Source organism: Bacillus piscicola, assembly GCF_022458745.1.
GTDB lineage: Bacteria > Bacillota > Bacilli > Bacillales > Marinococcaceae > Alteribacillus_A > Alteribacillus_A piscicola.
This window is the reverse complement of sequence record NZ_JAJJJF010000012.1, coordinates 37,544-58,620: the sequence shown is the minus strand read 5'-3', so window position 1 is coordinate 58,620 and position 21,077 is coordinate 37,544. Positions and strand designations below refer to the sequence as shown.

At 44.9% G+C, this 21,077-nt stretch carries 23 protein-coding genes and 1 riboswitch; of the genes, 2 read left to right on the top strand and 21 right to left on the bottom strand.

The genetic code is table 11. The annotated features are described in order from the left end of the window. Position 1 precedes the first annotated feature (1 nt). The 17 genes from LOR49_RS15040 to LOR49_RS14960 form a co-directional block, all read right to left on the bottom strand. On the bottom strand, positions 2-583 hold the full coding sequence (locus tag LOR49_RS15040; RefSeq protein WP_240377702.1) for a bifunctional adenosylcobinamide kinase/adenosylcobinamide-phosphate guanylyltransferase: 582 nt from the start codon (positions 581-583) through the stop codon (positions 2-4). Further along, a complete protein-coding gene (gene cbiB, locus LOR49_RS15035) occupies positions 570-1,535 on the bottom strand; it encodes an adenosylcobinamide-phosphate synthase CbiB (protein WP_240377700.1) in 966 nt (321 codons plus the stop codon). The genes LOR49_RS15040 and cbiB overlap by 14 nt, the downstream gene beginning before the upstream one ends. Continuing rightward, a complete protein-coding gene (locus tag LOR49_RS15030; protein ID WP_240377699.1) occupies positions 1,532-3,013 on the bottom strand; it encodes a heme ABC transporter ATP-binding protein in 1,482 nt (493 codons plus the stop codon). The genes cbiB and LOR49_RS15030 overlap by 4 nt, the downstream gene beginning before the upstream one ends. 4 nt (positions 3,014-3,017) lie before the next feature. Beyond that, complete coding sequence (locus tag LOR49_RS15025; RefSeq protein ID WP_240377697.1) at positions 3,018-4,076, bottom strand: FecCD family ABC transporter permease; 1,059 nt, start codon at positions 4,074-4,076, stop codon at positions 3,018-3,020. A 236-nt stretch (positions 4,077-4,312) separates the two neighbouring features. After that, positions 4,313-4,516, bottom strand: a riboswitch (cobalamin riboswitch). 531 nt (positions 4,517-5,047) lie between these two features. After that, positions 5,048-5,779 (bottom strand): class I SAM-dependent methyltransferase, encoded by a 732-nt coding sequence (locus LOR49_RS15020; RefSeq protein ID WP_240377695.1) that lies wholly within the window; start codon positions 5,777-5,779, stop codon positions 5,048-5,050. 46 nt (positions 5,780-5,825) lie between these two features. Then, the gene (locus LOR49_RS15015) at positions 5,826-7,622 is read right to left on the bottom strand and encodes an ATP-binding protein (protein ID WP_240377693.1); all 1,797 of its coding nucleotides are present in this window, start codon (positions 7,620-7,622) and stop codon (positions 5,826-5,828) included. Then, positions 7,622-8,338, bottom strand: coding sequence for a response regulator transcription factor (locus LOR49_RS15010; protein ID WP_240377692.1), 717 nt, complete (start codon positions 8,336-8,338; stop codon positions 7,622-7,624). The genes LOR49_RS15015 and LOR49_RS15010 overlap by 1 nt, the downstream gene beginning before the upstream one ends. A 96-nt stretch (positions 8,339-8,434) precedes the next feature. Continuing rightward, on the bottom strand, positions 8,435-9,622 hold the full coding sequence (ccsA, locus tag LOR49_RS15005; RefSeq protein WP_240377690.1) for a cytochrome c biogenesis protein CcsA: 1,188 nt from the start codon (positions 9,620-9,622) through the stop codon (positions 8,435-8,437). A 20-nt stretch (positions 9,623-9,642) separates the two neighbouring features. Next, a complete protein-coding gene (locus tag LOR49_RS15000; protein ID WP_240377688.1) occupies positions 9,643-11,280 on the bottom strand; it encodes a cytochrome c biogenesis ResB family protein in 1,638 nt (545 codons plus the stop codon). Between the two features lie 91 nt (positions 11,281-11,371). Then, positions 11,372-12,097, bottom strand: coding sequence for a pseudouridine synthase (locus LOR49_RS14995; RefSeq protein WP_240377686.1), 726 nt, complete (start codon positions 12,095-12,097; stop codon positions 11,372-11,374). Positions 12,098-12,201: 104 nt separating this feature from the next. Next, positions 12,202-12,732, bottom strand: a complete 531-nt coding sequence (locus LOR49_RS14990) for a spore maturation protein (protein ID WP_240377685.1) — start codon at positions 12,730-12,732, stop codon at positions 12,202-12,204. Then, positions 12,732-13,328, bottom strand: a complete 597-nt coding sequence (locus tag LOR49_RS14985; protein ID WP_240377683.1) for a nucleoside recognition domain-containing protein — start codon at positions 13,326-13,328, stop codon at positions 12,732-12,734. The genes LOR49_RS14990 and LOR49_RS14985 overlap by 1 nt, the downstream gene beginning before the upstream one ends. Before the next feature lie 26 nt (positions 13,329-13,354). Beyond that, complete coding sequence (locus LOR49_RS14980; RefSeq protein WP_275899698.1) at positions 13,355-14,467, bottom strand: D-alanyl-D-alanine carboxypeptidase family protein; 1,113 nt, start codon at positions 14,465-14,467, stop codon at positions 13,355-13,357. Positions 14,468-14,638: 171 nt separating this feature from the next. Continuing rightward, positions 14,639-14,989 carry a stage V sporulation protein AE gene (gene spoVAE / locus LOR49_RS14975; RefSeq protein ID WP_240377736.1) on the bottom strand — a complete coding sequence of 117 codons (351 nt, stop codon included), beginning with the start codon at positions 14,987-14,989 and terminating at the stop codon, positions 14,639-14,641. Continuing rightward, on the bottom strand, positions 14,989-16,008 hold the full coding sequence (gene spoVAD, locus LOR49_RS14970; RefSeq protein ID WP_240377681.1) for a stage V sporulation protein AD: 1,020 nt from the start codon (positions 16,006-16,008) through the stop codon (positions 14,989-14,991). The genes spoVAE and spoVAD overlap by 1 nt, the downstream gene beginning before the upstream one ends. Position 16,009: 1 nt before the next feature. Further along, a complete protein-coding gene (gene spoVAC, locus LOR49_RS14965) occupies positions 16,010-16,486 on the bottom strand; it encodes a stage V sporulation protein AC (RefSeq protein ID WP_240377679.1) in 477 nt (158 codons plus the stop codon). Positions 16,487-16,489: 3 nt separating this feature from the next. After that, positions 16,490-16,921 (bottom strand): hypothetical protein, encoded by a 432-nt coding sequence (locus tag LOR49_RS14960; protein WP_240377677.1) that lies wholly within the window; start codon positions 16,919-16,921, stop codon positions 16,490-16,492. 234 nt (positions 16,922-17,155) lie between these two features. Between LOR49_RS14960 and LOR49_RS14955 the strand changes: the two genes are divergently transcribed. After that, positions 17,156-17,872, top strand: coding sequence for a DUF421 domain-containing protein (locus tag LOR49_RS14955; protein ID WP_240377675.1), 717 nt, complete (start codon positions 17,156-17,158; stop codon positions 17,870-17,872). Positions 17,873-17,876: 4 nt separating this feature from the next. Here the strand turns inward: LOR49_RS14955 and scpB are convergent, their stop codons facing one another. Further along, positions 17,877-18,452: an SMC-Scp complex subunit ScpB gene (gene scpB / locus LOR49_RS14950; RefSeq protein ID WP_240377674.1), complete on the bottom strand. Its 576-nt coding sequence runs from the start codon at positions 18,450-18,452 to the stop codon at positions 17,877-17,879. Beyond that, positions 18,449-19,204 (bottom strand): segregation and condensation protein A, encoded by a 756-nt coding sequence (locus LOR49_RS14945; protein WP_240377673.1) that lies wholly within the window; start codon positions 19,202-19,204, stop codon positions 18,449-18,451. The genes scpB and LOR49_RS14945 overlap by 4 nt, the downstream gene beginning before the upstream one ends. Before the next feature lie 162 nt (positions 19,205-19,366). Between LOR49_RS14945 and LOR49_RS14940 the strand changes: the two genes are divergently transcribed. After that, complete coding sequence (locus tag LOR49_RS14940; RefSeq protein WP_240377672.1) at positions 19,367-19,888, top strand: DUF309 domain-containing protein; 522 nt, start codon at positions 19,367-19,369, stop codon at positions 19,886-19,888. A 61-nt stretch (positions 19,889-19,949) separates the two neighbouring features. Here the strand turns inward: LOR49_RS14940 and LOR49_RS14935 are convergent, their stop codons facing one another. After that, positions 19,950-20,339, bottom strand: a complete 390-nt coding sequence (locus LOR49_RS14935; protein WP_240377671.1) for a GNAT family N-acetyltransferase — start codon at positions 20,337-20,339, stop codon at positions 19,950-19,952. 242 nt (positions 20,340-20,581) lie between these two features. Next, positions 20,582-21,055 carry a 6,7-dimethyl-8-ribityllumazine synthase gene (gene ribH / locus LOR49_RS14930; RefSeq protein WP_240377670.1) on the bottom strand — a complete coding sequence of 158 codons (474 nt, stop codon included), beginning with the start codon at positions 21,053-21,055 and terminating at the stop codon, positions 20,582-20,584. Positions 21,056-21,077 lie beyond the last annotated feature (22 nt).

The window sequence follows — 21,077 nt, the reverse complement described above, 5'->3', positions numbered from 1 at the left end:
GTCACCTGCCCCCCTTCATCCAAATTGGTTTACCGAATTCTAGTTTAACCGCTGCACCGGCGTGACGGACGATATATTGGTGCAACTGGCCGAGAGCTTGCACGTATGCTTTCGTCTCTTTTGCTTCCGGCAGCATTTCGTGAAAAATATCATTACTGACAATGACGAGATGGGAGCATGCCTCCTGCACATAATGAAGAGCTTCACACATATTCCTTTGGACCTCTTGCATACTTCGCTGCTCGGAATGCGCGAACATCTCATTACTGAGCCAGATGGTTAAGCAATCAACCAATACGGTATCAGCCGGCCGCAGCTGGCCACAGATGTTGGAAAGGTCACGCTCTTGTTCGATTGTGATCCAACTTTCATTTTTTAAAAGGCGGTCGTGTTGATGCTTTCGAATCCGTTCTATCATTTCATGATCCGTGGGCTTTGCTGTCGCAATGTATACGAGCCGGCCGTCTCTTTTTTTGTTGCCTTCCGCCCATTTTTCCGCAAAGCTGCTTTTCCCGCTGCGCACTCCCCCGCTTATAAACGAAATACCCCTTGCTGTTCGTTGTTCCTCTTTAAAACAAGACATATAGCAGTCCTCCTATCAGCCATAAAACGGTCACAGCACGGAGTATCGTTGACTGCCACACGATGAGGCCATCTTTCATGCAGGCAGCATCCAGGCTTCTCGTGCCGTTACCTAAAAAAGGACGCGGTTTTATTTTGCCGTGGTAAACCGTTGGGCCACCCAGCTGGACATCTAAAATGCCAGCCATCGCAGATTCTCCAAAGCCGGCATTGGGGCTGTCATGCTGCCGGGCATCCTTCCACATGACCGCCAACGCCTTCTTCCACGACACCTTCTTTACTCTCCGCGCGGATAACGTCATCAGTAACGCTGTCACCCGTGCTGGAATGAGGTTAAGCAGATCATCGGTACGAGCCGCTGCCCAACCGTACTGGCGGTATCTCTCTGTCCGGTAACCGATCATCGCGTCCGCTGTATTGATGAAACGATAGAAGGCAGCAAGTGGTGCCCCGCCAATAAATGCATAGAAAAAGGGAGCGGTGACACTATCCGAAATGTTTTCGCCCAAGCTCTCCAGTACCGCTTTCACGATGTCTTCCTCACTGGCATGGTCCGTATTACGAGACACAATCATTGCTGTCCCCTGCCGTGCTTTTTCGATGTTTTTCGTTAAAAGAGATTGATAGATTTGTTCCACAATATTCGTCATACTCGTGCCGCCGACAAGCAGCCACAGAAGGAGCGCTTCGAGGACAGCCCCGAGCAAGAAGTGGAGTTGGTAACTAAATAAAATGATGAAAAGGAAAGCGACAAACAGGAGGATGGCGGGGAGAAGAACAGCAATAGCACCTTTCCCCCTTAAACCCTTCCCTTTATTACATTTTTTTTCAGAAGCAGCAATGATGTTACCCATGATGACAACGGGGTGCCAGGAGGCATGGGGGTCTCCAAACTTGCGGTCCAGCAAGTACGCGCAAGTGATCGCTAACAAATGGCCGAAAAGAACGTTCATGCCTGTGAATAACTCCGGCGTCTTTCTTTGTAACGATCAAGTGTTTCCGCGACCGCTTCATAGACAGCTTTACCAATTTTCTTTCCGAGAACGGAAATCGTGCCGCCGTAGTGATAGGTATCCCCCTGCTGGGTAGCGGCGACACACATACTGTCTGTTGACGTCCCCGTTGCTGGTGTTCCCGTATCCGGGTCAAGGATGTCTTTATCTAATAACGCTTTTGCCTTTGCTTCTGTTGCCGTCATCATGACTTGCGTATAGGCCGCTTCCGTCAATGTCCCGTCGATGAATATCCAGATATTGATCGTTCCAATCGTTACCGGTTGAGAGTGCTTTTCATACGCTTTTGAAACATCAACGGCATTGGCAGTGCCGGCTGTCGCATACACAAACACATCTCCGTCTTCATCCTGGACCCGCACTTTCGCTCCGTCTGCGAGAGACGCTGCCGTCATCATACCTGTCGTGTCTTGACTATCGATTTGAAGAGACTGCAGGAACATCATATACTCACTTTCGGGATTGTCTTCATTATAATTTTTATCCACATGGCGGTTTACAAAATGACGGTGCCATCCGAATCCCGCCCCAATGACAGCGGAGGATAACGTTTTCCAATAAATGGAGGAACTAATGCACGTATGGCTTGTTTCCTCCGTTACCAGCAACCCATCTATATAATTCTCAGCCACATCTTTCTCCGTATGCGGAACTAACGTGATTAAAGGGCTCGGGACAGATGGGTGTTCTTTTCGATATAATTCCGTCTTGTAAACCGACTCCAAGCTGTTTTTCTCCATGACATACGCCGGCTTCCCCAGTGCTTCTTGCCTGCCTTCTTTGAGTAACAACGTACGGTCACTGTACATCGCTGCCATATTTAAGTCATGAAGCACCGCTACGACAGTCAGTTTTTTCGTGCGTGCCCATTTTTTCAATGTATCTAACAAACTGATTTGAAAGGAGATGTCCAAATGGTTCGTCGGTTCGTCTAACAATAACATATCTGGTTCCTGCGCCAGTGCCCGAGCCAAAAAAACACGCTGTCTCTCACCGCCGCTTAATGTATCGAGCGGTTGATCGGCAAATGATAACACACCCGTCTCCTCCATCGATTGGTCCACAATTTTTGTATCCTCTTCAAGTTGCGTGCTAAACAGCCCTTTTTGATACGGGTACCTGCCAAGTTCTACTACTTGTCTGACAGTAAAGGAAAAAGTAGTTTCAGCATGCTGCGGCAAAACAGCTACTTTTTTTGCCAATGCTTTTGGAGCATAAGTAGAAAGAGGCTTATGATCAATGAAAATTTTTCCTTGGTCCGGTTCCAGGGCACCGAAAATAAATTTTAAAAGGGTGGACTTTCCACTTCCATTCGGGCCGACAATACTGAAAATCTCCCCTGCCTCCACGTTAAAGCTTATATTCTGTACGATCGGAACGGAGCCGTACCCACCGGTAATATCCTGTAATTCAAGCATGTCATCATCTCCTTACCCTTTGAATAATGGCACGTCGCCGTTTTTGCTGGTACAAAAGAATTCCAAATATCGGCGCCCCGATGATGGAGGTAATCACCCCGATTGGAAATTCAGCAGGCGCTATGAACGTACGTGCACCAAGGTCGGTTAAAATAAGGAATCCTCCCCCCGCGCACATCGATAACGGCAGCAAGTGTCGGTGGTCCGGACCAAATAACAACCGCATCAGATGAGGAATCACCAATCCAACAAACGCGATGGTTCCCGATGACGCGACGGCAGATCCTGTTAACAGCGAAGCTCCAGCTAAAATCATGAACCTGCGTTTTCCTGTATTGACGCCTAGTGTTTTTGCTGTTTCCTCTCCGAACACAAGCGCATTCAATTCACTCCTGTTCGCCAAGAGGAGCAGGGATCCAATGATGAAAAATGGCAGCATGAGCCAGACATAGTCCCAGCCTCGCATCGCTACACTTCCCATCAGCCAGGAAATGATCTGTCTTAGTTCCTCACCGGTGAAAGTAATGATGAGAGAAATAACGGCGCTCAAGAAAGAACTTACAATGATGCCGGCTAAAATAATCGTCTCCGTGGCAAGCGACTGTTCAATAAAACGTACAAAAGCCAGCAATAATAACAGTGTCAGGAAACCGGATAAAATGCTGATAAACGGTAACGTAAAGGTCCCGATGACGGGAAGCGACCAGCCAAAAAACAACACGCTGACGGCGCCTACAGCAGAACCAGAAGAGACACCAATTGTGTACGGATCTGCTAATGGGTTTTTTAATAAGCCTTGAAATGCCGCTCCCGCAATTGAAAGAGACGCCCCCACTAAGGCAGCGAGCAGAACACGCGGAAGACGGACTTGCAACACGATCGTTACAAACGAATCGTCCAAATTCGCATAATCACCTGCCCATAACGCCTGCCACAGGATCTTCATCGTCGTTCCAAAAGGGACGGTGACACTGCCTTGTGACGTCCCGAGGATGATGCAGAAAATCAAAAACACCATTCCTACCACATACACAGGAAGTTTTTTATTTTTAGAAAGTGCCATTCATGGTCACCGACTCTATTGGTTTATCAACCTTTTCGGAAAAGCATGATTCGTTTCTGTTGTTGCTTTCATGTAAAAACTTCTGACTTTTCATGGATAGATACTCCTTTAGTTAAACTGTCTCAAGGCATAAAAAAGACTCTCCTTTTCATGGTAAGGAGAGCGGGATTATCCATTTTATGTATTACAACGTCCATACAAAATAGAAAATCCGGCTGCACCTTTTCCTCGAAGGTTCAAAACCGAACAAGAAGGCAGGTCTCCTGACTTACGCTGTAATACTCCCTTCCCATCTCTATAGGAGAGACAGTGGTTTCTAAGCATTACATGGGATTTGAGAAAACCCGAAACGCGCACACAGTGGCGGGACCGTGCCGGACTTTCACCGGCTTCCCTTTTAACATACAAATGAATGCATGACCTTCTTGAATCTAGATATTATGTTCTTATTCTACATTATACAACAAAAAAGTGAAAGAATGAGTCACTTCCTATTATTTTCAACAAAGATTGTTCTCTGTTTCTTTCCCGTTTTGAGTCGCTTGCCTATGGGGGCGCTAAAATCCTAATCCTACAAAAATAACAACTGCATTGGCTGCGGATGACGGCGTTAAATGACGCTGCTTTGAAAATAGCAACGTCATAGAGGGCTTATAGTGTCTCTAAATTGCAAGAGTACGATAATAGAGGCGTCATAAAGGGTCTATGATGTTGTCAAATTACACTGATGAGAAAATAAGTGCTTCATTCGTGTCTTATGACGTCGTCAAATTATGATGACGCGAAAATGAATGCGTCATTCGTGGCCAATGATGTCGCCAAATGACACTAACACAATAATAAGTGCGCCATTCACTCCCTATGACGTCGTCAAATGGTGCCAACGCGATAATAACAGCGGTATAGAGTGCGTATGACGCCACTACATCACAAAGTTGTGATACTAGTAGCGTCTATACAGCCGGTTTGATTTAAACCGTTTTTTGACATAAAAATATTTGCCGCGGAGAAGTCGACTTCTCATAAGGGGAGGCATCATAGTTACCAAAGGAATGAACAATTGTAAAATGATTTCTCTCCAGCATACCGGCTAACTCCTCTTGCTCATACAACTTCACCCGCTCGACATACTCTCGTTTTGAACCGGCCTCTTGAATGGTAATGTTTTTACACACATAGCCTCCGGAAATCTGCCGCTCTTGCGTGATCTCTAACCCATCCTTTACCGTGTTGTCCCGAGAGACGAGATTATTCTTCACGTAACTAGGGTTTAAGTAATCGAACAAGAACCAGCCTTTTGCTTTCAACCCTTCCGCAGCCCTTTTAAAAACAAGTTCATTTTCCGCATCATCGGTGAAATAACCAAAGCTTGTAAACAAATTAAACGCGCCGTCGTACTCTTCTTGAAGCGGAACGTCCCGTATATCTGCCCGCATATACTGGACAGGCAGTCCCATCGTTAGGTCGATTCCCTTCTTTAATAAAGCAGGAGATAAATCCACTCCCGTTACGTAAAAGCCGCGGCGCGCAAGCCAACGCGCATGGCGGCCGTTTCCACAGCAAAGGTCCACTACCTTCATGCCTTTTTCAAGCGGCATGTATTCCATAAGGTGCGACAGTTCATCCGCCGCTTTTTCCTCATCACGGTGGTCATACACGCGCAAATAGTCCTCTTGGAAATGTTCTTCAAACCATGATTTCATGCGTATCCCCCTCTACCCAGCTTAATAGAAGCTGTTGCCGCAACATTTAGGACGATTCTCTTTTAAATGGGAGTGTAAAATGGAAAGTAGTTCCCTCATGGAGCTTGCTTTGGACGGTAATCTCGCCGTCGTGCACATCGACGATATTCTTTGCAATGGCAAGCCCGAGCCCGGTTCCACTTTTCCCTCTTGTTCGTGCCTTATCTGCTTTGTAAAAACGTTCAAACACGTATGGAAGATCTTCTTCCGGAATTCCTGAGCCGTTATCCTTTATTTCTACCTCTATCGAATTCTCATTTGCCACCACGGTCATACTAACCCAGCCTTTTGCTTCCGTATGGCGAATAGCATTATGTATTAAGTTAGTCATGACCTGTTCCATACGATCCGGATCAACAAAGACATCGTGCCAGTCTCCCTTTTCGTATAAGTGGAAAGTAACCTCTGCTTCGTTGGAAAGTCCTTGGAATTTTTTATATACCTTTTGACTTAATGCTCGGATATCGATCCATTCCTTATTCAATTGAATATGTCCAGCTTCCATGCGCGCCAGATCGAGCAGTTCATTTACCAGTCTTCCCATCCGCATCGATTCGTCATAAATGATTTTGGCAAGTTCTTTCTTTTCTTCTTCGCTTTCTGCAATGTCATCAATAATCGCCTCGCTGTACCCTTGTAGCATCGCGATAGGTGTCCGCAGCTCATGAGAAACATTGGCAATAAAATCTTTCCGCAGTTTATCATGCTGCCGTTCTTCTGTCATATCGCGGAGAACAGCAACGACACCCCGGACAAACTCATCGTCATAGAGCGGCGTCATCAGTACAGCATAAATACGGCCTTGGATTTCTAGTTCCATCATTTGTTCTTCTTCAAGCACCACCACTTGCTGGAACAATTTCTTCAGCTCTTTAGGCAGCTGGTACGCTCCTTCCATCCTCTCGACATTGTTTTCGAAACGATACATGGAAAGAAACCGCTCTGCCGGCGGGTTTGTGACAACAATGGACCCTTTTCGATCAATCGTAATCACACCGTCCGCCATACTCGTCAAGATCCGGCTTAGCTGCTCTTTCTCCTGATTGAGGGCGGTAATATTCTGATTAAGCGCTCGTCTCATTTTATTGAAAGCGATGCCGAGCTGCCCAATCTCATCTTGACTCACAATCGGAAGCCTTGTCTCAAAGTTTCCTTTTGCCACCTCAAGGGCGAGCTGCCGCATATTCCGCAGTGGCGCCGTGATACGTGTCGATAAGAAAAAAGCAAAAATCATCGTTAAAATAAAAGCGATCCCCGCTGACAATATAATAAACTTCTTTGTTTCGCGGGTTGTATCCTCAATTACATCCAACGATTGATAAAGGTAAATCGATCCGTCCTCACCGTTCGCCGTTTTAAAAGGCATGCCGACGACAAAGATTTCATTATGAACGTCTTCTCCATGCCTTTCATAAGGAAAGTCACCGTGCATGATGACTTCCTCTCCCTCTGTTCGCACTTTCGAAAGTCGTTCATCTTTCTTAAAAACAGAAAGTGGAAGGTGTACTTCCATAGCTGTAACCGAGGGAGATTCCCAATACATCCCGTCTTTAAAAATGACAACGTTAGTATTATAGGAACCGGCAATTTTCTCAACCGTGTTTAACCCTGTTGTATATTCCTGATGTTCTTCGAGAACGGACACGATCACATTCGCATGATTCGTCAGACGTTCCTCTGCTTCATTCGTATGAAAGTTTTCAAAAAACTGGACGAGGAGAAAGGTTAAACAGAGCAGGACGACGGTGACCAATAAAAGAATCGTCACTGACAGTTTCCCAACGACACTTCTCCATAAAAACATTACTCGTTCACTGCCTCAAATTTATATCCTACACCCCACACTGTAGATATCATTTCTGCCGCCTCTGTTGACACACGGCTCAGCTTTTCACGCAAGCGCTTAATGTGTGTGTCAACGGTTCGTAAATCACCGAAGAAATCATAGTTCCAGACATCCTTTAACAGCTGCTCTCTCGTAAAAACTTTGTCCGGTGCCTGCGCTAAGTAAAGGAGCAGCTCATATTCCTTAGGTGTCAGGTTAATTACTTCCTCCCCGACTGTGACACGGTGAGCGTCGTTATCAATCGTCAAATGAGGAAAGACGTATAGCTCCTTTGTCTGCGTTTCTGTCTGCAGAAATCTCGTAGAAGATGCTCTTCTTAATATCGCTTTCACCCGTAACACCACTTCACGCGGGCTGAACGGTTTCACAATATAATCATCTGCTCCCGCTTCCAAACCTTGAACGCGGTTTGCTTCCTCCCCTTTCGCCGTCAGCATAATGACAGGAGTAGCCTTTACTTTGCGCAGCTCTTCACACACCTCAATTCCGTCCATACCCGGCATCATCAAATCCAGTAAAATAACGTCAAAGTCTTTGTTTAGTGCCGCATCAAGAGCTTCTTCCCCATTCTCTGCTTCCTCTACTTCGTATGCTTCCCTCTCCAGGTACATTTTCAACAAACGTCGAATTCGTTCTTCATCATCTACAATTAAAATCTTCGTTTCTGTATTCATACTAGTTCTTCAACCTCCCATAGAAAATAGACTACACATCATAACGGAGTGCGATAGAAAATAAGCTGTCCCCTCGCAGGAACAGCTCTTTTTCTGTTAGGCATATGAATGCAGGCCTGCAATGACCAAGTTTACAAATACGAGGTTAAACATAATGATAGCAAACCCGATCACACAAAGCCATGCAGACGGCTCGCCGTGCCACCCGCGAGACAGCCGCAAGTGCAAATACGCAGCATAGAAGAGAAAGGTGACAAGCGCCCATACTTCTTTCGGGTCCCATCCCCAAAATCTCGTCCAGGCGATTTGTGCCCAGATCATGGCAAAGATGAGCCCGCCTAGTGTAAACACAGGAAAGCCAATGGCAATCGCCCGGTAGCTGACTTCATCAATGGTATCGGGGTTAATTCCTTTTAAAGCCGGCTGCAGCATACCGCCAATCGGTTTGCGCCCAATTAAACGGATGATAAAGTAAAGTACAAGTCCCATAACAAGTGACCAGATTACGGTATTTGCATCGTCACTCCGCATCCATGCAGGCAAATTCAAAAGCGGTTCCATGGCACCTGATGTGAGAAGCTCTCCTTGGTGAGGACCAAGCAAAGCCGGCAGGTGATACACCATTTCTCCTTCTTGCCCTTCTTTATCTACGTACTGAAAGACTGCTTCATAATCAAGCAGTTTGAACAGATAGCGAACGACGATAAAGCCTACTAGGCTGATCAAACTGTACATAATAAATTCCAGCCAAAATACTTTACCACTGCGTTTTGTGAAATCAAGTGTGCGTATGAGGTAAATAAGCCCTGCCGCAAAACCAATTGATAATATACCTTGGCCAAGGGCCGTTGTCGTCACATGGATTTTCAGCCAATTGCTTTGGAGTGCCGGGATTAACGGCGCCACTTCCGTCGGGAAAACGGACGCATAGGCGATAATCAACATGACAACCGGCATCGTAAACATACCTAAGACATCTGTTTTATAAATCGCGTATAAAATGAGAAAAGCAAAACTAAGCGCGATGCCCAGGAACGTTGTATATTCAAACATGTTGCTCACCGGTGCGTGGCCGGCCTCGATCCATCTCGCAATAAAGTAACCTACGGAGAATAAGAAACCAATGATGGCAGCCGCAAATCCGATCTTGCCCCAGCGGCTCCCAGTCACTTCGCCTTCTTTGTTACGCCATTTCCGCCCCATAACCGCAACAGCAAAAAGAATCGTTGCCAGTAAGTACATAAAGAAAGCTACTAATAATAAACTTCCATTTATACTACCCATTTTTCATGTCCACTCCTTTCCTAGTTCTTTCCTTTTTTGTTTAACAGGAGTGCTTCATTTTCATGTGCTTGCAAACCCGTTTCCGCGGATAGTACTCCTAGATCTTTCTTTAATGATTCCCAATGTTTATTCGTATGAGCCGCCACCCACACTTGTCCATTGATACGTTGCAGCCAGATCCGGCGGTGCGACCAATAGGAACCTTGAATAAGCCCAATCATAAAGATAGAGGCGCCGAGGATAATAAACGGCAGCGTTAAGTCTTTGCGAACGGTGAGCCCGGTAACATTTTTCATTTCAGCTCCGGCAAATTTCATCTCGTAATCGTTCGTGCCAAACACATCTTCATTTCGTCGGATCCCGACAAAGCTGTATTCGCCTTCGTCTGGATGCTCCGGCGTAATCATTTGAAAAATAAAGGCAGGATTATCTGGAATGCTGCTTTTCGTAGAAGGTTCATTGTCCTCGTTGAATTCGAAATTCGGAAAATACGAATTCACAACCACTTTGTAACCATCGCCGAGATCATATTCGCTCTCTGGATCAAATAAATCAATTTCCATCGTGCCGATGTCCTCCCCGCTCTCCCGACTTCTCAAGGAGAAGGTCATCGTATTCAATTCATTTAATTTATAATCACTCTGATACAACCTAAAATTATTAAAACGCAACGGGTGGTTGACACGGATTTCATCTTCTTTTACTTTTTCAAGCTCTGGATCCGTTCCCACTGTCCCATCGTCTTTCCGCTTATAAAGAACAGCATCCGTTTGGAAATTCTGGACAACCATTCCGCCTGCTCTTTCAATTGCTTTTCCAAACGTTTCATCTTCTTCATCGTATAATTCCATCACAAACTTTTCATTCTCAATAAAATACTCGCCGTTCGTACCGGGAATGACTTCTGTATCTCCTTCACGTACCCATACGGAATCATCAATATACATACCCGGAAAAAAACGCAGCATCGCACCGGTAAAGAACAGGACCAGTCCGATATGGTTGACATAAGGTCCCCACCTGGCGAAGCGACCTTTCTCTGCCAGCAGGTTCCCTTCCTCTTCTCGTACGCGGTATCTGCGTTTTAAGAGGAGAGCTTTAGCTTTCTCAAGCACAGCATCCTCGTTGTCTACTTCTTCTTTCCCCACATAACGCTGACGTTTCATAAAGGCCGCATTTTTCTTGACTCGCTGATGCTTTAATGACTTATACAGCGGGAAGAAACGATCAATACTTGCAATAATAATCGATGTCGTCAACGCAGCAACCAATGCCAGATACCACCAGGATCCGTATAAATTGTGGAAACCAAGCATGTAATAAATCTGTCCCAAAACACCGTATTCCTCTTGGTAATACTGTGCCGCCGTGACTACTTTTGGTATGTACATTTCCTGAGGAAAAATCGTCCCTAATGCAGAGGCAATAAGCGTCAACACGATAATCGAAATTCCGACTTTTACAGACGAAAAAAAATTCCATATCTTGTCAACAAAGGTCTTATTGTACGTTTGCGACCTTCGCGCGACACCCTCGTAACGCATGTCAATGACAGCAGCTTCTTTATCCTTTTCATCAAGGGGGTTGCCACAGGCCTGGCATAGACGCGTGCCGTAAGGATTGACATGGCCACATTGTTCACATTTCAGTTCATTCATACGAACACCTCTATATCACTGTCCCATTAAATACTTCTCCAAACTCATTATAACGTGAAGTACACCAATCAAAAGAGCATTCTCATGACACTTATGTGACAGCGCTGTCCTTCATCCTTTTTACTTCAATTGGTTTGAGAACCCGTTTCTCGCCCGGACGCATGTTCCCTAACGTTAAGAAACCATATTTTTCCCGTTTAAGTTTAATAACCGGATGGCCGATCGCTTCGAACATTTTACGTACTTGTTGGTTTCGTCCTTCATGAATGACGAGCTCGACGATGGAAGAGTCCGTTTTACGATTGGCTGACGTTATCCTTGCCCTCGCCTTCGCTGTTTTTTTTCCCTCAATGACTACCCCTGCCTGCAGTTTTTGCAGCGTCTCTTTTGAGGGCTTTCCTTTCACTTTTGCGATATACGTCTTATTAATTTTGTTCTTCGGATGCATCATCATGTTAGCGAAGTCACCGTCATTCGTTAACAACAGGAGTCCGGACGTATCGTAATCGAGCCGTCCAACCGGGAATATCCGTTGTTCTACTTCTTGAAAATAATCGGTAACAACCGCGCGTCCCCGATCATCCTGAACGGCAGAAATAACTTGTCTCGGTTTATAGAATAAGTAATAGACGGGTTCTTCTTTATTAAGCGGCACCCCGTCGACTTCAACTGTATCTTTATTAGGATTGACCTTCGTTCCTAATTCGCGTACAACCTTGCCATTTACTTTGACTCTTCCTTCTTGCATCAGTTCTTCTGCTTTCCTTCTCGATGTGACGCCAGCATTAGCGATCACCTTTTGTACTCGTTGCTCCATCGTGTTCACCTCATTTTCCATCATAACCATCTGTTTCCGATTTCACAACCCATAACGAACAAACAAAAAAAGACCCGGCCGGTGGCGGATCAGATAGTCAAGTATTATCCAAAAACAAGTGTCACGATAATGATGGCAGCCGCAATACCGACGAGGTCAGCAAGCAAACCTACTTTTAGCGCACCGCCCATATACCGTATCCCGGCGGCACCGAAGTAAATCGTCAATACATATAAGGTGGTATCTGTGCTTCCCTGCATCGTCGAGGCGAGTCTTCCAATAAAAGAGTCAGGACCATGCTCGGCTAAAAGATCACTCATCATACCGAGCGCACCGCTTCCTGATAAAGGCCGGATGAGGGCAAGCGGGACAATCTCTGCGGGGATCCCGATAAGTCCGAGCAGTGGCTCGAGTCCCGCGATCATCAGCTCCATCGCTCCCGAGGCCCGGAACACGGAGATCGCTGTCAACATACCGACTAAATAAGGAATTAAAGAGATAGCCAGTTGGAAACCATCCTTCCCTCCTTCAACGAAGCTGTCATAAGCCGGTACTTTTTTAATCGAGGCGTGAACGAGGACGCCTAACAAAATCATCGGGATAATCCACATAGACGCCGCGCTGACCCAACTCATCAATATCCTTTCCTTTTCCGCATACTTCGGTAATAAAAATACCGATCTATGAAAATAGCAGCTAGCGTTGAGCAAGCTGTTGCCAGAATAGTTGTTCCCACAATTTCTGCCGGTGCCTCTGACCCGTGGTTCATTCGGATCGCAATTACCGTCGTTGGGATGAGCGTTAAACTGGCTGTATTTAACGCCATCAACGTTACCATAGAGCGGCTTGCCTCATCTTTTCCTCCGTTTAACTGTTTGAGTTCTTTTACCGCTTTAATCCCCATCGGTGTAGCGGCGTTGCCAAGCCCCATCATGTTTGCGGTTATATTCGATAGAATATAGCCCATCGCCGGGTGCTCCGGCGGCACTTCCGGGAACAGACGGACCGCAACCGGACGCAGTATTCTGGTGAACGCATCCAGCATCCCGCTTCTCCGGGCAATATTCATCATTCCGAGCCAAAACACCATGACACTGATCAATCCGAAACAAAGCGTAACAGCTGATTCCGCTCCCGAAAACAAAGCATCCGTCACCTGCTCCATCCGCCCATTAAACATCGCTGTTACAATTCCAATAAGAAACATGGCGATCCAAATAACATGGACCATCGCATTCCCTCCTCCGCTCCCCAGACTCAACTAAAAAAACGAAATAGCTTTTTAAAAAAATTATCTTCACGTTCTATCGGTTTTTCATAGATTAGTGCTGCACTCTGTACAAGCTCATTATCTATATACCATTCTATTTTGCCTGCAACAGTACGCGGCACTTTTGCATCCAAAGCATCTTTGTTTACAATAATCTTCTTCTGTATACTGTTTTTTTCGTTCTCTGTGACCGGATAATACACGTCTTCTTCTGTATACAATTTTCCTTTTTGCAGCCCTTTTACTGGTAGTTTTTCCTGCGCTGTAGCCATCTGGACGAGTGAATACCGAGCAAAGCCTGCTTCATACATCGCAATGTGATCATCCCAGTCAGAAGGAGCATCAAGTGTAACCGCGATGAGAGACATCCCGTCTTTTTCAGCCGTCGTCACAAGTGTGCGTCCTGCCTTCTTGGTGTAACCGGTTTTCCCTCCTGTACAATACTCATAAAGAGAGGTAAGTAATTTATTTTTGTTATTCCACACCCGGTCCCATTTTTCGCCTTCTTGAGGTGATTTGTAACGTTCTGTTTGACTGATTTCTCGAAACTTTTCATTTTTCATGGCGTATTGCATCAGGAGTGCCATATCGTAGGCGGTGGAATAATGTTCCTCGCCATCATCAAGGCCGTGCGGATTGGTAAATTGAGAATCGTTCATTCCAATTTCTTGTGCCTTTTTATTCATCATGTAAACAAAACCATCCACACTGCCGCCGACATGCTCAGCGATGGCAACCGCTGCATCGTTTCCCGATCGCAACATCAGCCCATATGTTAAGTCTTCCAGCGTGACTTTTTCCTTAGGTTTTAAATATAACGAGGAACCTTCCACGCCAGTGGCTTCATAGCTGACCTTTACTTTTTCTGTTAATTTTCCAGATTCAATAGCTAAAATTGCCGTCATAATTTTAGTAATACTTGCTATTTTACGTTCCTCGTGTTCTTGTTTCGCAACTAACACCCGTCCACTCTCTTGTTCCATTAAAACAGCCGATCGTCCCGAAACAGCTATATCACTTATAGGAGCATTTGCATATATAGGAGACCCGTCACTTATTAGGAGTAAGCTTACAAGTATTAAAAAAATATATTTTTTCATCAGGCACCCCGGCTTCCCTTTTTTTCGTTTTGGCTACTGTTTTTTCACATGGAGCGAAAAAATCTTTCTTAATAACTCGTCCATTCTTGGTAAAGTGTATGTTGTCTTCCGCTGATTATGCGCACCGTTGTCCAAAAAAAGAACAGGACTGTCTTGAACCAGTCCCGTTCCTTATCCTTTCGGTCTAAAGCAGAGCGCCGCAAAAAACGAAAAAATGATCGCGGCCGAAATACCGGCACTGGTCACTTCGAATATACCGGTAACGACTCCAATAATCCCGTGCTGTTCTGCTTCAGCCATTGCCCCGTGAACAAGAGAATTACCGAAACTGGTGATAGGCACCGTCGCCCCGGCCCCGGCAAAGTCGATCAGTGGTTCATACCATCCTAATCCGTCTAATACGGCACCAGTAATGACAAGGATCGTCGTCGTATGTCCCGGTGTTAATTTTGCTTTATCCATCAACAATTGCCCGGCAACACAGATAATCCCACCTACTATAAATGCCCACAAATACATCATCATAATGCCCCCACTCCTTGTGTTTCAATAGAAACAGCGTGTGCAATACACGGGATCGATTCTTTTTGCTGGCATGAAAGGGGGCTGTGAAGAGCACCAGTTGCAACGACGAGGATGCGATTGATCTCATTGTTTCTTATCTTGTTCAGCAAATGCCCGTATACGACGACAGCAGAACAGCCAGCACCACTTCCGCCGGCGTTCACGGGCTGATTATCGGTGTAAATAATCTTCCCACAGTCGATGCATTGCTCCTCTGTTACCATGACTCCCCGTTGGCGCAATAATTCTACCATAAGAGGAAGACCAACTTTGCCAAGATCCCCTGTCACGATGTAATCATAATAAGAGGGGTCTCTCACAAAGTCAGTAAAATGGGCTTCGATTGTATCAGCCGCGGCCGGTGCCATGGCAGCTCCCATATTAAAAGGATCGGTTAAGCCCATATCGACCACTTTTCCAATGGTTGCAGAAGTCACCACTGGGCCGGAACCTGATTTGCTGACGATTGCTGCACCGGAACCCGTAACGGTCCATTGGGAAGAAGGAGGCTTCTGTGCTCCGTACTCTGTCGGATAGCGAAATTGTCTTTCTGTTGCAGCGTTATGACTCGCTGTTCCTGTTAACACATAATCGGCCCCGCCATTGTTTACGACAAAACTGCCTAAAGCGAGCCCTTCCATTGACGTCGAACAGGCGCCAAAAATTCCAAAATACGGAACAGCCAATGTCCGGGAGGCAAAACTTGTGCACGTAAGCTGATTAATTAAATCACCAGCAAACATAAACTGCATGTCTTGAGGTTTTTTATTTACTTTTGCAAGTGCTGTGTAGGATGCTTCTTCAAGTAAACGCGTTTGGGCTTTTTCAAATGTTGTTTCGGACAGCCAAATATCTGAAAATACATGATCAAAGTCGTCCGCCAGTCTCCCTTCTCCCTCAAAGGGACCGCCTACGACACCAGTAGACAAAATAACGGGTTGATTAATAAAATTCCATGATTGACTGCCTTGCAGCATGTTATCCCCCCCAATACCCCCATAGCGTTTTAATCAGGGCTACAACAAAAGCAGCTGTTGTCCCAAAAACAATGACTGGTCCTGCCAGTTTAAACATGTTAGTACCCACACCTTGAACCAACCCTTCCGTCCGATGCTCAATCGCCGAACTGGACATCGCATTGGCAAAACCAGTAACCGGAACAGCAGTACCGGCCCCGGCAAATTGCGCGATCTTATCATACACGCCGAATCCGGTAAGAAGGACAGCTATGAAAATTAAAACCGCGATTGTCGGATTACTCGCTGTTTGTTCATTGAAATCAAAGTTATAGACAAAAAAGTCTTGCACAAGCTGACCAAACGCACAAATGCTACCGCCAATTAGAAAAGCTTTCAAGCAATTTAGCAGAACAGGCGACTGTGGCTCGTCTTTAGCGGCGAATTTCTGGTATGTTCTCTGTGCATCCGTAAGCGGAGGTTTCTGTTTCATTTTCATCTGTCACCCCTTCATGTATTCCTCAATTTTACTTAAGCGTTTATCTATTTCTTTTTTGCTAACACTTTTAAAAGCAAGGTCATTGTTTAATTTCCTCAACTCTAACAGCGCTTTTTTGTCCGTCGAAAAAAAGATCGTTTTTTCGGGCCATTGATCAGTTAAACGTTCGTGGGCTTCTTTACGAATGGATTCTAAACGCAGCCTGGCCATATGTTCCACCTCCGCAGCTGCATATAACTCTTTTTCATTATGAATAGCAACCGCTGAAGTAACAGGGTCGATATTTTGGATTAAAGTTTCTGCTTGTACTGTTTCTTCGTTTAAGGTGACGGTTTTTTTCGGATAGTCTCCAGCTTGACAGCTAACTAACAGGAATAGAAACATAAAACAAAAAAGGATACGCCTTAGAGGAAAAACCTTCATGGTAACCAGCATGTCTTTCCTTCCTTCCTAGGATCATTCTGCTACTGTCTACACCTAGTATGGAAATAAGAATCTTTTTTTATGTAAACAAAGCACATAAAGAAACGAACGTGAATGGGTAATTTTAGGTCGAGTGTTCATACTAAGAAGGGAAATAACCTGCTTGTATGCAGTCAGTGGGTGTGGACCGGGTTTTAGAAAAAGGGGATTTGTCGTACCAGAGATAAAACCAGTGGAGGGATGATAATGCAAGTTAACTTTATCTATTTAACAGTCGAATTAATTGTTGGCTTTATTGCCTTGTTATTAATAACAAAACTGCTTGGTAAAACGCAGATCAGCCAAATTACTCCGTTTGATTTTATTTCTGCACTTATTTTAGGAGAATTAGTTGGAAATGCTATTTTTGATAAAAAAATTGGACTACATTACGTCTTATATGCCGTCATACTTTGGGCTTTGTTGATTTTATTTGTTGAAAAAATATCCCAAAAAAAACAAGGCTCCCGGAGCTTTTTAGAAGGCAGACCGGCCGTTGTTATTAGAGAAGGGCAAATAGACTATGAGGCGCTCAAAAAAAATAAACTGGACTTAAACCAGCTGCAACACTTGCTTCGGGATAAGGATGTTTTTTCTATACAAGATGCGTATTATGCTGTATTAGAAGCAAATGGAACAGTGAATGTGTTGAAAACTCCAGCGGCAGCCTCCCCGACGAACCAGGATTGGATGGGTGCTCTTCCACCTCCTCCTTACTTGCCATTGGCCGTTATTTTGGACGGGGAGTGGGTGGAAGACAATGTGATAGAAGCCGGGATTACGAAAGGGCAGATTATGGAAGAGATTCATTCACAAAAGATTCCTGCTGTCGAACAAGTGTTATACGCGGAGTGGAACGGCTCCTTCCCCTTATACATTCTTACGTATGACCAAAAGCCGAAGTCTGGTTTACAGGGGTCATGACAACCTACGTCTCCCCTTCCAGCGACTGAAAGAACTGCTCTGCTTCAAGAGCAGATTCCTCTGTCGCATCTTCACTTAAGGGCGGCAGCTCCTCCAATGACGTTACGTGAAAAGCTTCCAAAAAGTGAACCGTGGTCTGATAAAGAATGGGGCGACCAATACTCGCTGCCCGTCCTGCTTCCGAAATCAACTTCTTATTCGCGAGCGTCTGAATCGCTTTTTCAGATTTCACCCCACGGATATCATCAATTTCTGCTCTCCCAATTGGCTGGTTGTAGGCGATGATCGCAAGCGTTTCCAGAGCAGCTTGAGAAAGTTTGCTACGGACAGGACTTTCCGTTAACTTCGCCAAATAAGGAGCAATTGTTTTATCCGTAACGAGTCGGTATTTGTCCGCAGCTTTATGTATTTGTAAGCCAGGGACACGTGTTTCTACATATGCTTGGCAATTGGTTAATTGTGCATCCGCCTCCGATTCAGAAGTCTCAAGTATATCCGCTGCTTCTTTTACTTCGATTCCTTCATCACCGCGTACATACAAAAGACCGAGCAAAATCGCCTGTATTTCTTCTCCCTTCATCCTTTTGGCCTACCTCCTCTTGTGGTTACCGTGATGTCGCCAAAGTTTTCTGATTGGAGACAGGTTACTTTACCATCTTTCATTAATTCTAAAATGGCAAGGAATGTCACGATTTGATACGCGCGTTGCTTAACGGGGAATAATGCGGAAAACTCGACTGTACCGTTACTCTCGAGGGACGACAGAATGTCATCCATCCTCTCCTCAATCGATAATTCCTCTGCTTCGATAGTGGTTACCGTTCTTACAGCCGAACGACTCTGTCGATTTTGCAAGGACTGGTATGCTTGGAGCAAGTCAAACAAACTTACTTCCTCAGATAAATTCGGTTCGTTTTGCTGTTCTGCGCCTGAACAAACATCTGTAGAATGCTTCGCGTAATAGAGAGCTGCTTGCTTTTCCTTTTCCTGTAAATACGCAGCAGCTTCTTTATATTTTTTATATTCCACTAATCTAGTCATCAAATGAGCGTGGGGATCGTCTTCTTCTGCTTCCAAAAGCATCTCTTCTTTTTCCTCTGTTTGCGGGAGAAGCATTTTACTTTTAATTTCCAGCAACGTTGCCGCCATCACTAAATATTCGCTTGCAACATTGAGCTCAAGTTCCTGCATCGTACGGACATACTCCAGGTAGTGATTCGTAATATCAGAAACGGGAATATTGTAGATGTCTACTTCCGCTTGTTGGATCAAATGAAGCAACAGATCTAATGGACCTTCAAAGCTGTCAATTTTCACACTGTAACGCTCCATTTTCGTCTCCTTCCTCATGTTTCCACACGACATAACGCGCTCTATTATATCATAACGAATACTGTCGTTTGAAGCGTCCTCAGACAGATCTGCATAGAATCACTGTCTGGTAAGGATGTATGTTACAATTTAAGAAATTACCTTTTTTGAAGTGGGGTCTATATGTATCCGCAAGCTTATATTCGTTTTTTAGTTCAGTTTCATGCGTACCGCGATTTTTTTGAATGTCATGAAATATTAGAGGAGTACTGGAAAAAAGAGGATAAAGCGCGAAGGGAAGATAAATGGGTCGGGCTCATTCAATTTGCTGTGGCCCTTTACCATCACCGCAGAGAGAACTGGCGAGGCGCCGAGAAGTTAATCATAAGTGCGTGCCAACGCATCCGAGAGCATCGTTCTGAACTTCGCGACTTGTCAATTGACACCGATGAATTGCTGAAACGTATTGACCGGCGCTTAGCTGCCATACGTAAAAAAGAGCGTTACACGGACGTAAATCTGCCACTTACCGATTCGTCTCTTGAATCAAAATGCCAGGATGAATGTGCAAAAGAAAACGTAACGTGGCTCTCCGACAGTGATCTTTCTGATCCGTATATCATTCACCGGCACATCTTACGAGATCGTACAGTTTGTACAAAACTGCTTTCTCAAAAAAACAAACTGTTATTCGGTCCCTTCTAAACTCACGTATATCAGACGAAAAAAGCTGTCCCAGCCTGATCACACCGGGACAGCTTTTCAATTATCCACTTGCTTCGCTTGCTTTTTGATGATTAGCTTCTCTGTCAGCACGGTTACAAGAACCGAGAAAATCAGCTGTATCCTCGCAGCCAATCAATTCAACGCCTAAACGTTCCTTAATGGTCAAGACCATCTTTCTTCCAATTCCTTCCTCACGGTACGAAGGATTCACACAAATATGCTTTAATTCTGCCGTCCCGTCTTCTCTGTAACAAAGCCCCAGGACACCGATAATATCATCATTTTCTTTCCATAAAAAAAGCTTCCAGTTTTCATCTTCTTCATAGAGGTTGATCATGTCTTGAAGTTCTTTGACCTCTTTCTTTTCAGGCATGTAAGAGAGAAGTCCCATCGCGATCTTCTTGTAAGCAGGTTTATACTTAATAAACATTCGAACCATCCTTACTTAATCAGAGAATTTGAAAACGAAAGGCACCCTGCTGGACGAACGGCTTAAACACGACTGCCGAACGATCATCGGTTATCTATAGATAAAAACTTTGCTGTCTATGACCATTCTATACAAAGAGGTTACCATATTTCGCCCAAATTATCACTTTGCCTTAAAAACTTTTCTTTGGCAAAGCGAAACATGACGGAATTCCGCCATGTCTCCTGAGTACTTCTAGTAGTTTAACCTTTTTTGAACTTTTTATCAAGGTTTGCCATCTCAATCGCGGTAATGGCAGCATCTGCTCCTTTGTTGCCTGCTTTTGTTCCCGCTCTTTCGATTGCTTGCTCGATCGTATTCGTTGTAAGTATACCGAAAATAACAGGAAGGCCTTTGTCTATTGATAACCCGCCGATTCCTTTAGTCGCTTCCCCACAGACGTAGTCAAAGTGAGGGGTTGATCCTTTGATCACGGCTCCCAACGTAATAATCGCATCGTAACGTCCGGTTTCCGCCATGATTTTCGCAGCATAGGGAATTTCAAAAGCGCCGGGTACCCACGTAATATCGATATCCTCATCTGCTACACCATGCCGCTTTAAGGTATTCTCCGCCCCTTCAAGCAATTTGGACGTAATAAAATCATTAAATCTTCCAGCTACTATTCCTATTTTAAGCCCTGTTCCCACTAATTGACCTTCATATACATTTGCCATTGTAACGACTCCTTTTTCATTG

What these genes read in the sequence shown, in the direction of transcription:
- LOR49_RS15040 (WP_240377702.1), bottom strand. Translation starts at nt 583, where the DNA reads ATGTCTTGTTTTAAAGAGGAACAACGAACAGCAAGGGGTATTTCGTTT.
- cbiB (WP_240377700.1), bottom strand. Translation starts at nt 1,535, where the DNA reads ATGAACGTTCTTTTCGGCCATTTGTTAGCGATCACTTGCGCGTACTTG.
- LOR49_RS15030 (WP_240377699.1), bottom strand. Translation starts at nt 3,013, where the DNA reads ATGCTTGAATTACAGGATATTACCGGTGGGTACGGCTCCGTTCCGATC.
- LOR49_RS15025 (WP_240377697.1), bottom strand. Translation starts at nt 4,076, where the DNA reads ATGGCACTTTCTAAAAATAAAAAACTTCCTGTGTATGTGGTAGGAATG.
- LOR49_RS15020 (WP_240377695.1), bottom strand. Translation starts at nt 5,779, where the DNA reads ATGAAATCATGGTTTGAAGAACATTTCCAAGAGGACTATTTGCGCGTG.
- LOR49_RS15015 (WP_240377693.1), bottom strand. Translation starts at nt 7,622, where the DNA reads ATGTTTTTATGGAGAAGTGTCGTTGGGAAACTGTCAGTGACGATTCTT.
- LOR49_RS15010 (WP_240377692.1), bottom strand. Translation starts at nt 8,338, where the DNA reads ATGAATACAGAAACGAAGATTTTAATTGTAGATGATGAAGAACGAATT.
- ccsA (WP_240377690.1), bottom strand. Translation starts at nt 9,622, where the DNA reads ATGGGTAGTATAAATGGAAGTTTATTATTAGTAGCTTTCTTTATGTAC.
- LOR49_RS15000 (WP_240377688.1), bottom strand. Translation starts at nt 11,280, where the DNA reads ATGAATGAACTGAAATGTGAACAATGTGGCCATGTCAATCCTTACGGC.
- LOR49_RS14995 (WP_240377686.1), bottom strand. Translation starts at nt 12,097, where the DNA reads ATGGAGCAACGAGTACAAAAGGTGATCGCTAATGCTGGCGTCACATCG.
- LOR49_RS14990 (WP_240377685.1), bottom strand. Translation starts at nt 12,732, where the DNA reads ATGAGTTGGGTCAGCGCGGCGTCTATGTGGATTATCCCGATGATTTTG.
- LOR49_RS14985 (WP_240377683.1), bottom strand. Translation starts at nt 13,328, where the DNA reads ATGGTCCATGTTATTTGGATCGCCATGTTTCTTATTGGAATTGTAACA.
- LOR49_RS14980 (WP_275899698.1), bottom strand. Translation starts at nt 14,467, where the DNA reads ATGAAAAAATATATTTTTTTAATACTTGTAAGCTTACTCCTAATAAGT.
- spoVAE (WP_240377736.1), bottom strand. Translation starts at nt 14,989, where the DNA reads ATGATGTATTTGTGGGCATTTATAGTAGGTGGGATTATCTGTGTTGCC.
- spoVAD (WP_240377681.1), bottom strand. Translation starts at nt 16,008, where the DNA reads ATGCTGCAAGGCAGTCAATCATGGAATTTTATTAATCAACCCGTTATT.
- spoVAC (WP_240377679.1), bottom strand. Translation starts at nt 16,486, where the DNA reads ATGAAAATGAAACAGAAACCTCCGCTTACGGATGCACAGAGAACATAC.
- LOR49_RS14960 (WP_240377677.1), bottom strand. Translation starts at nt 16,921, where the DNA reads ATGCTGGTTACCATGAAGGTTTTTCCTCTAAGGCGTATCCTTTTTTGT.
- LOR49_RS14955 (WP_240377675.1), top strand. Translation starts at nt 17,156, where the DNA reads ATGCAAGTTAACTTTATCTATTTAACAGTCGAATTAATTGTTGGCTTT.
- scpB (WP_240377674.1), bottom strand. Translation starts at nt 18,452, where the DNA reads ATGAAGGGAGAAGAAATACAGGCGATTTTGCTCGGTCTTTTGTATGTA.
- LOR49_RS14945 (WP_240377673.1), bottom strand. Translation starts at nt 19,204, where the DNA reads ATGGAGCGTTACAGTGTGAAAATTGACAGCTTTGAAGGTCCATTAGAT.
- LOR49_RS14940 (WP_240377672.1), top strand. Translation starts at nt 19,367, where the DNA reads ATGTATCCGCAAGCTTATATTCGTTTTTTAGTTCAGTTTCATGCGTAC.
- LOR49_RS14935 (WP_240377671.1), bottom strand. Translation starts at nt 20,339, where the DNA reads ATGTTTATTAAGTATAAACCTGCTTACAAGAAGATCGCGATGGGACTT.
- ribH (WP_240377670.1), bottom strand. Translation starts at nt 21,055, where the DNA reads ATGGCAAATGTATATGAAGGTCAATTAGTGGGAACAGGGCTTAAAATA.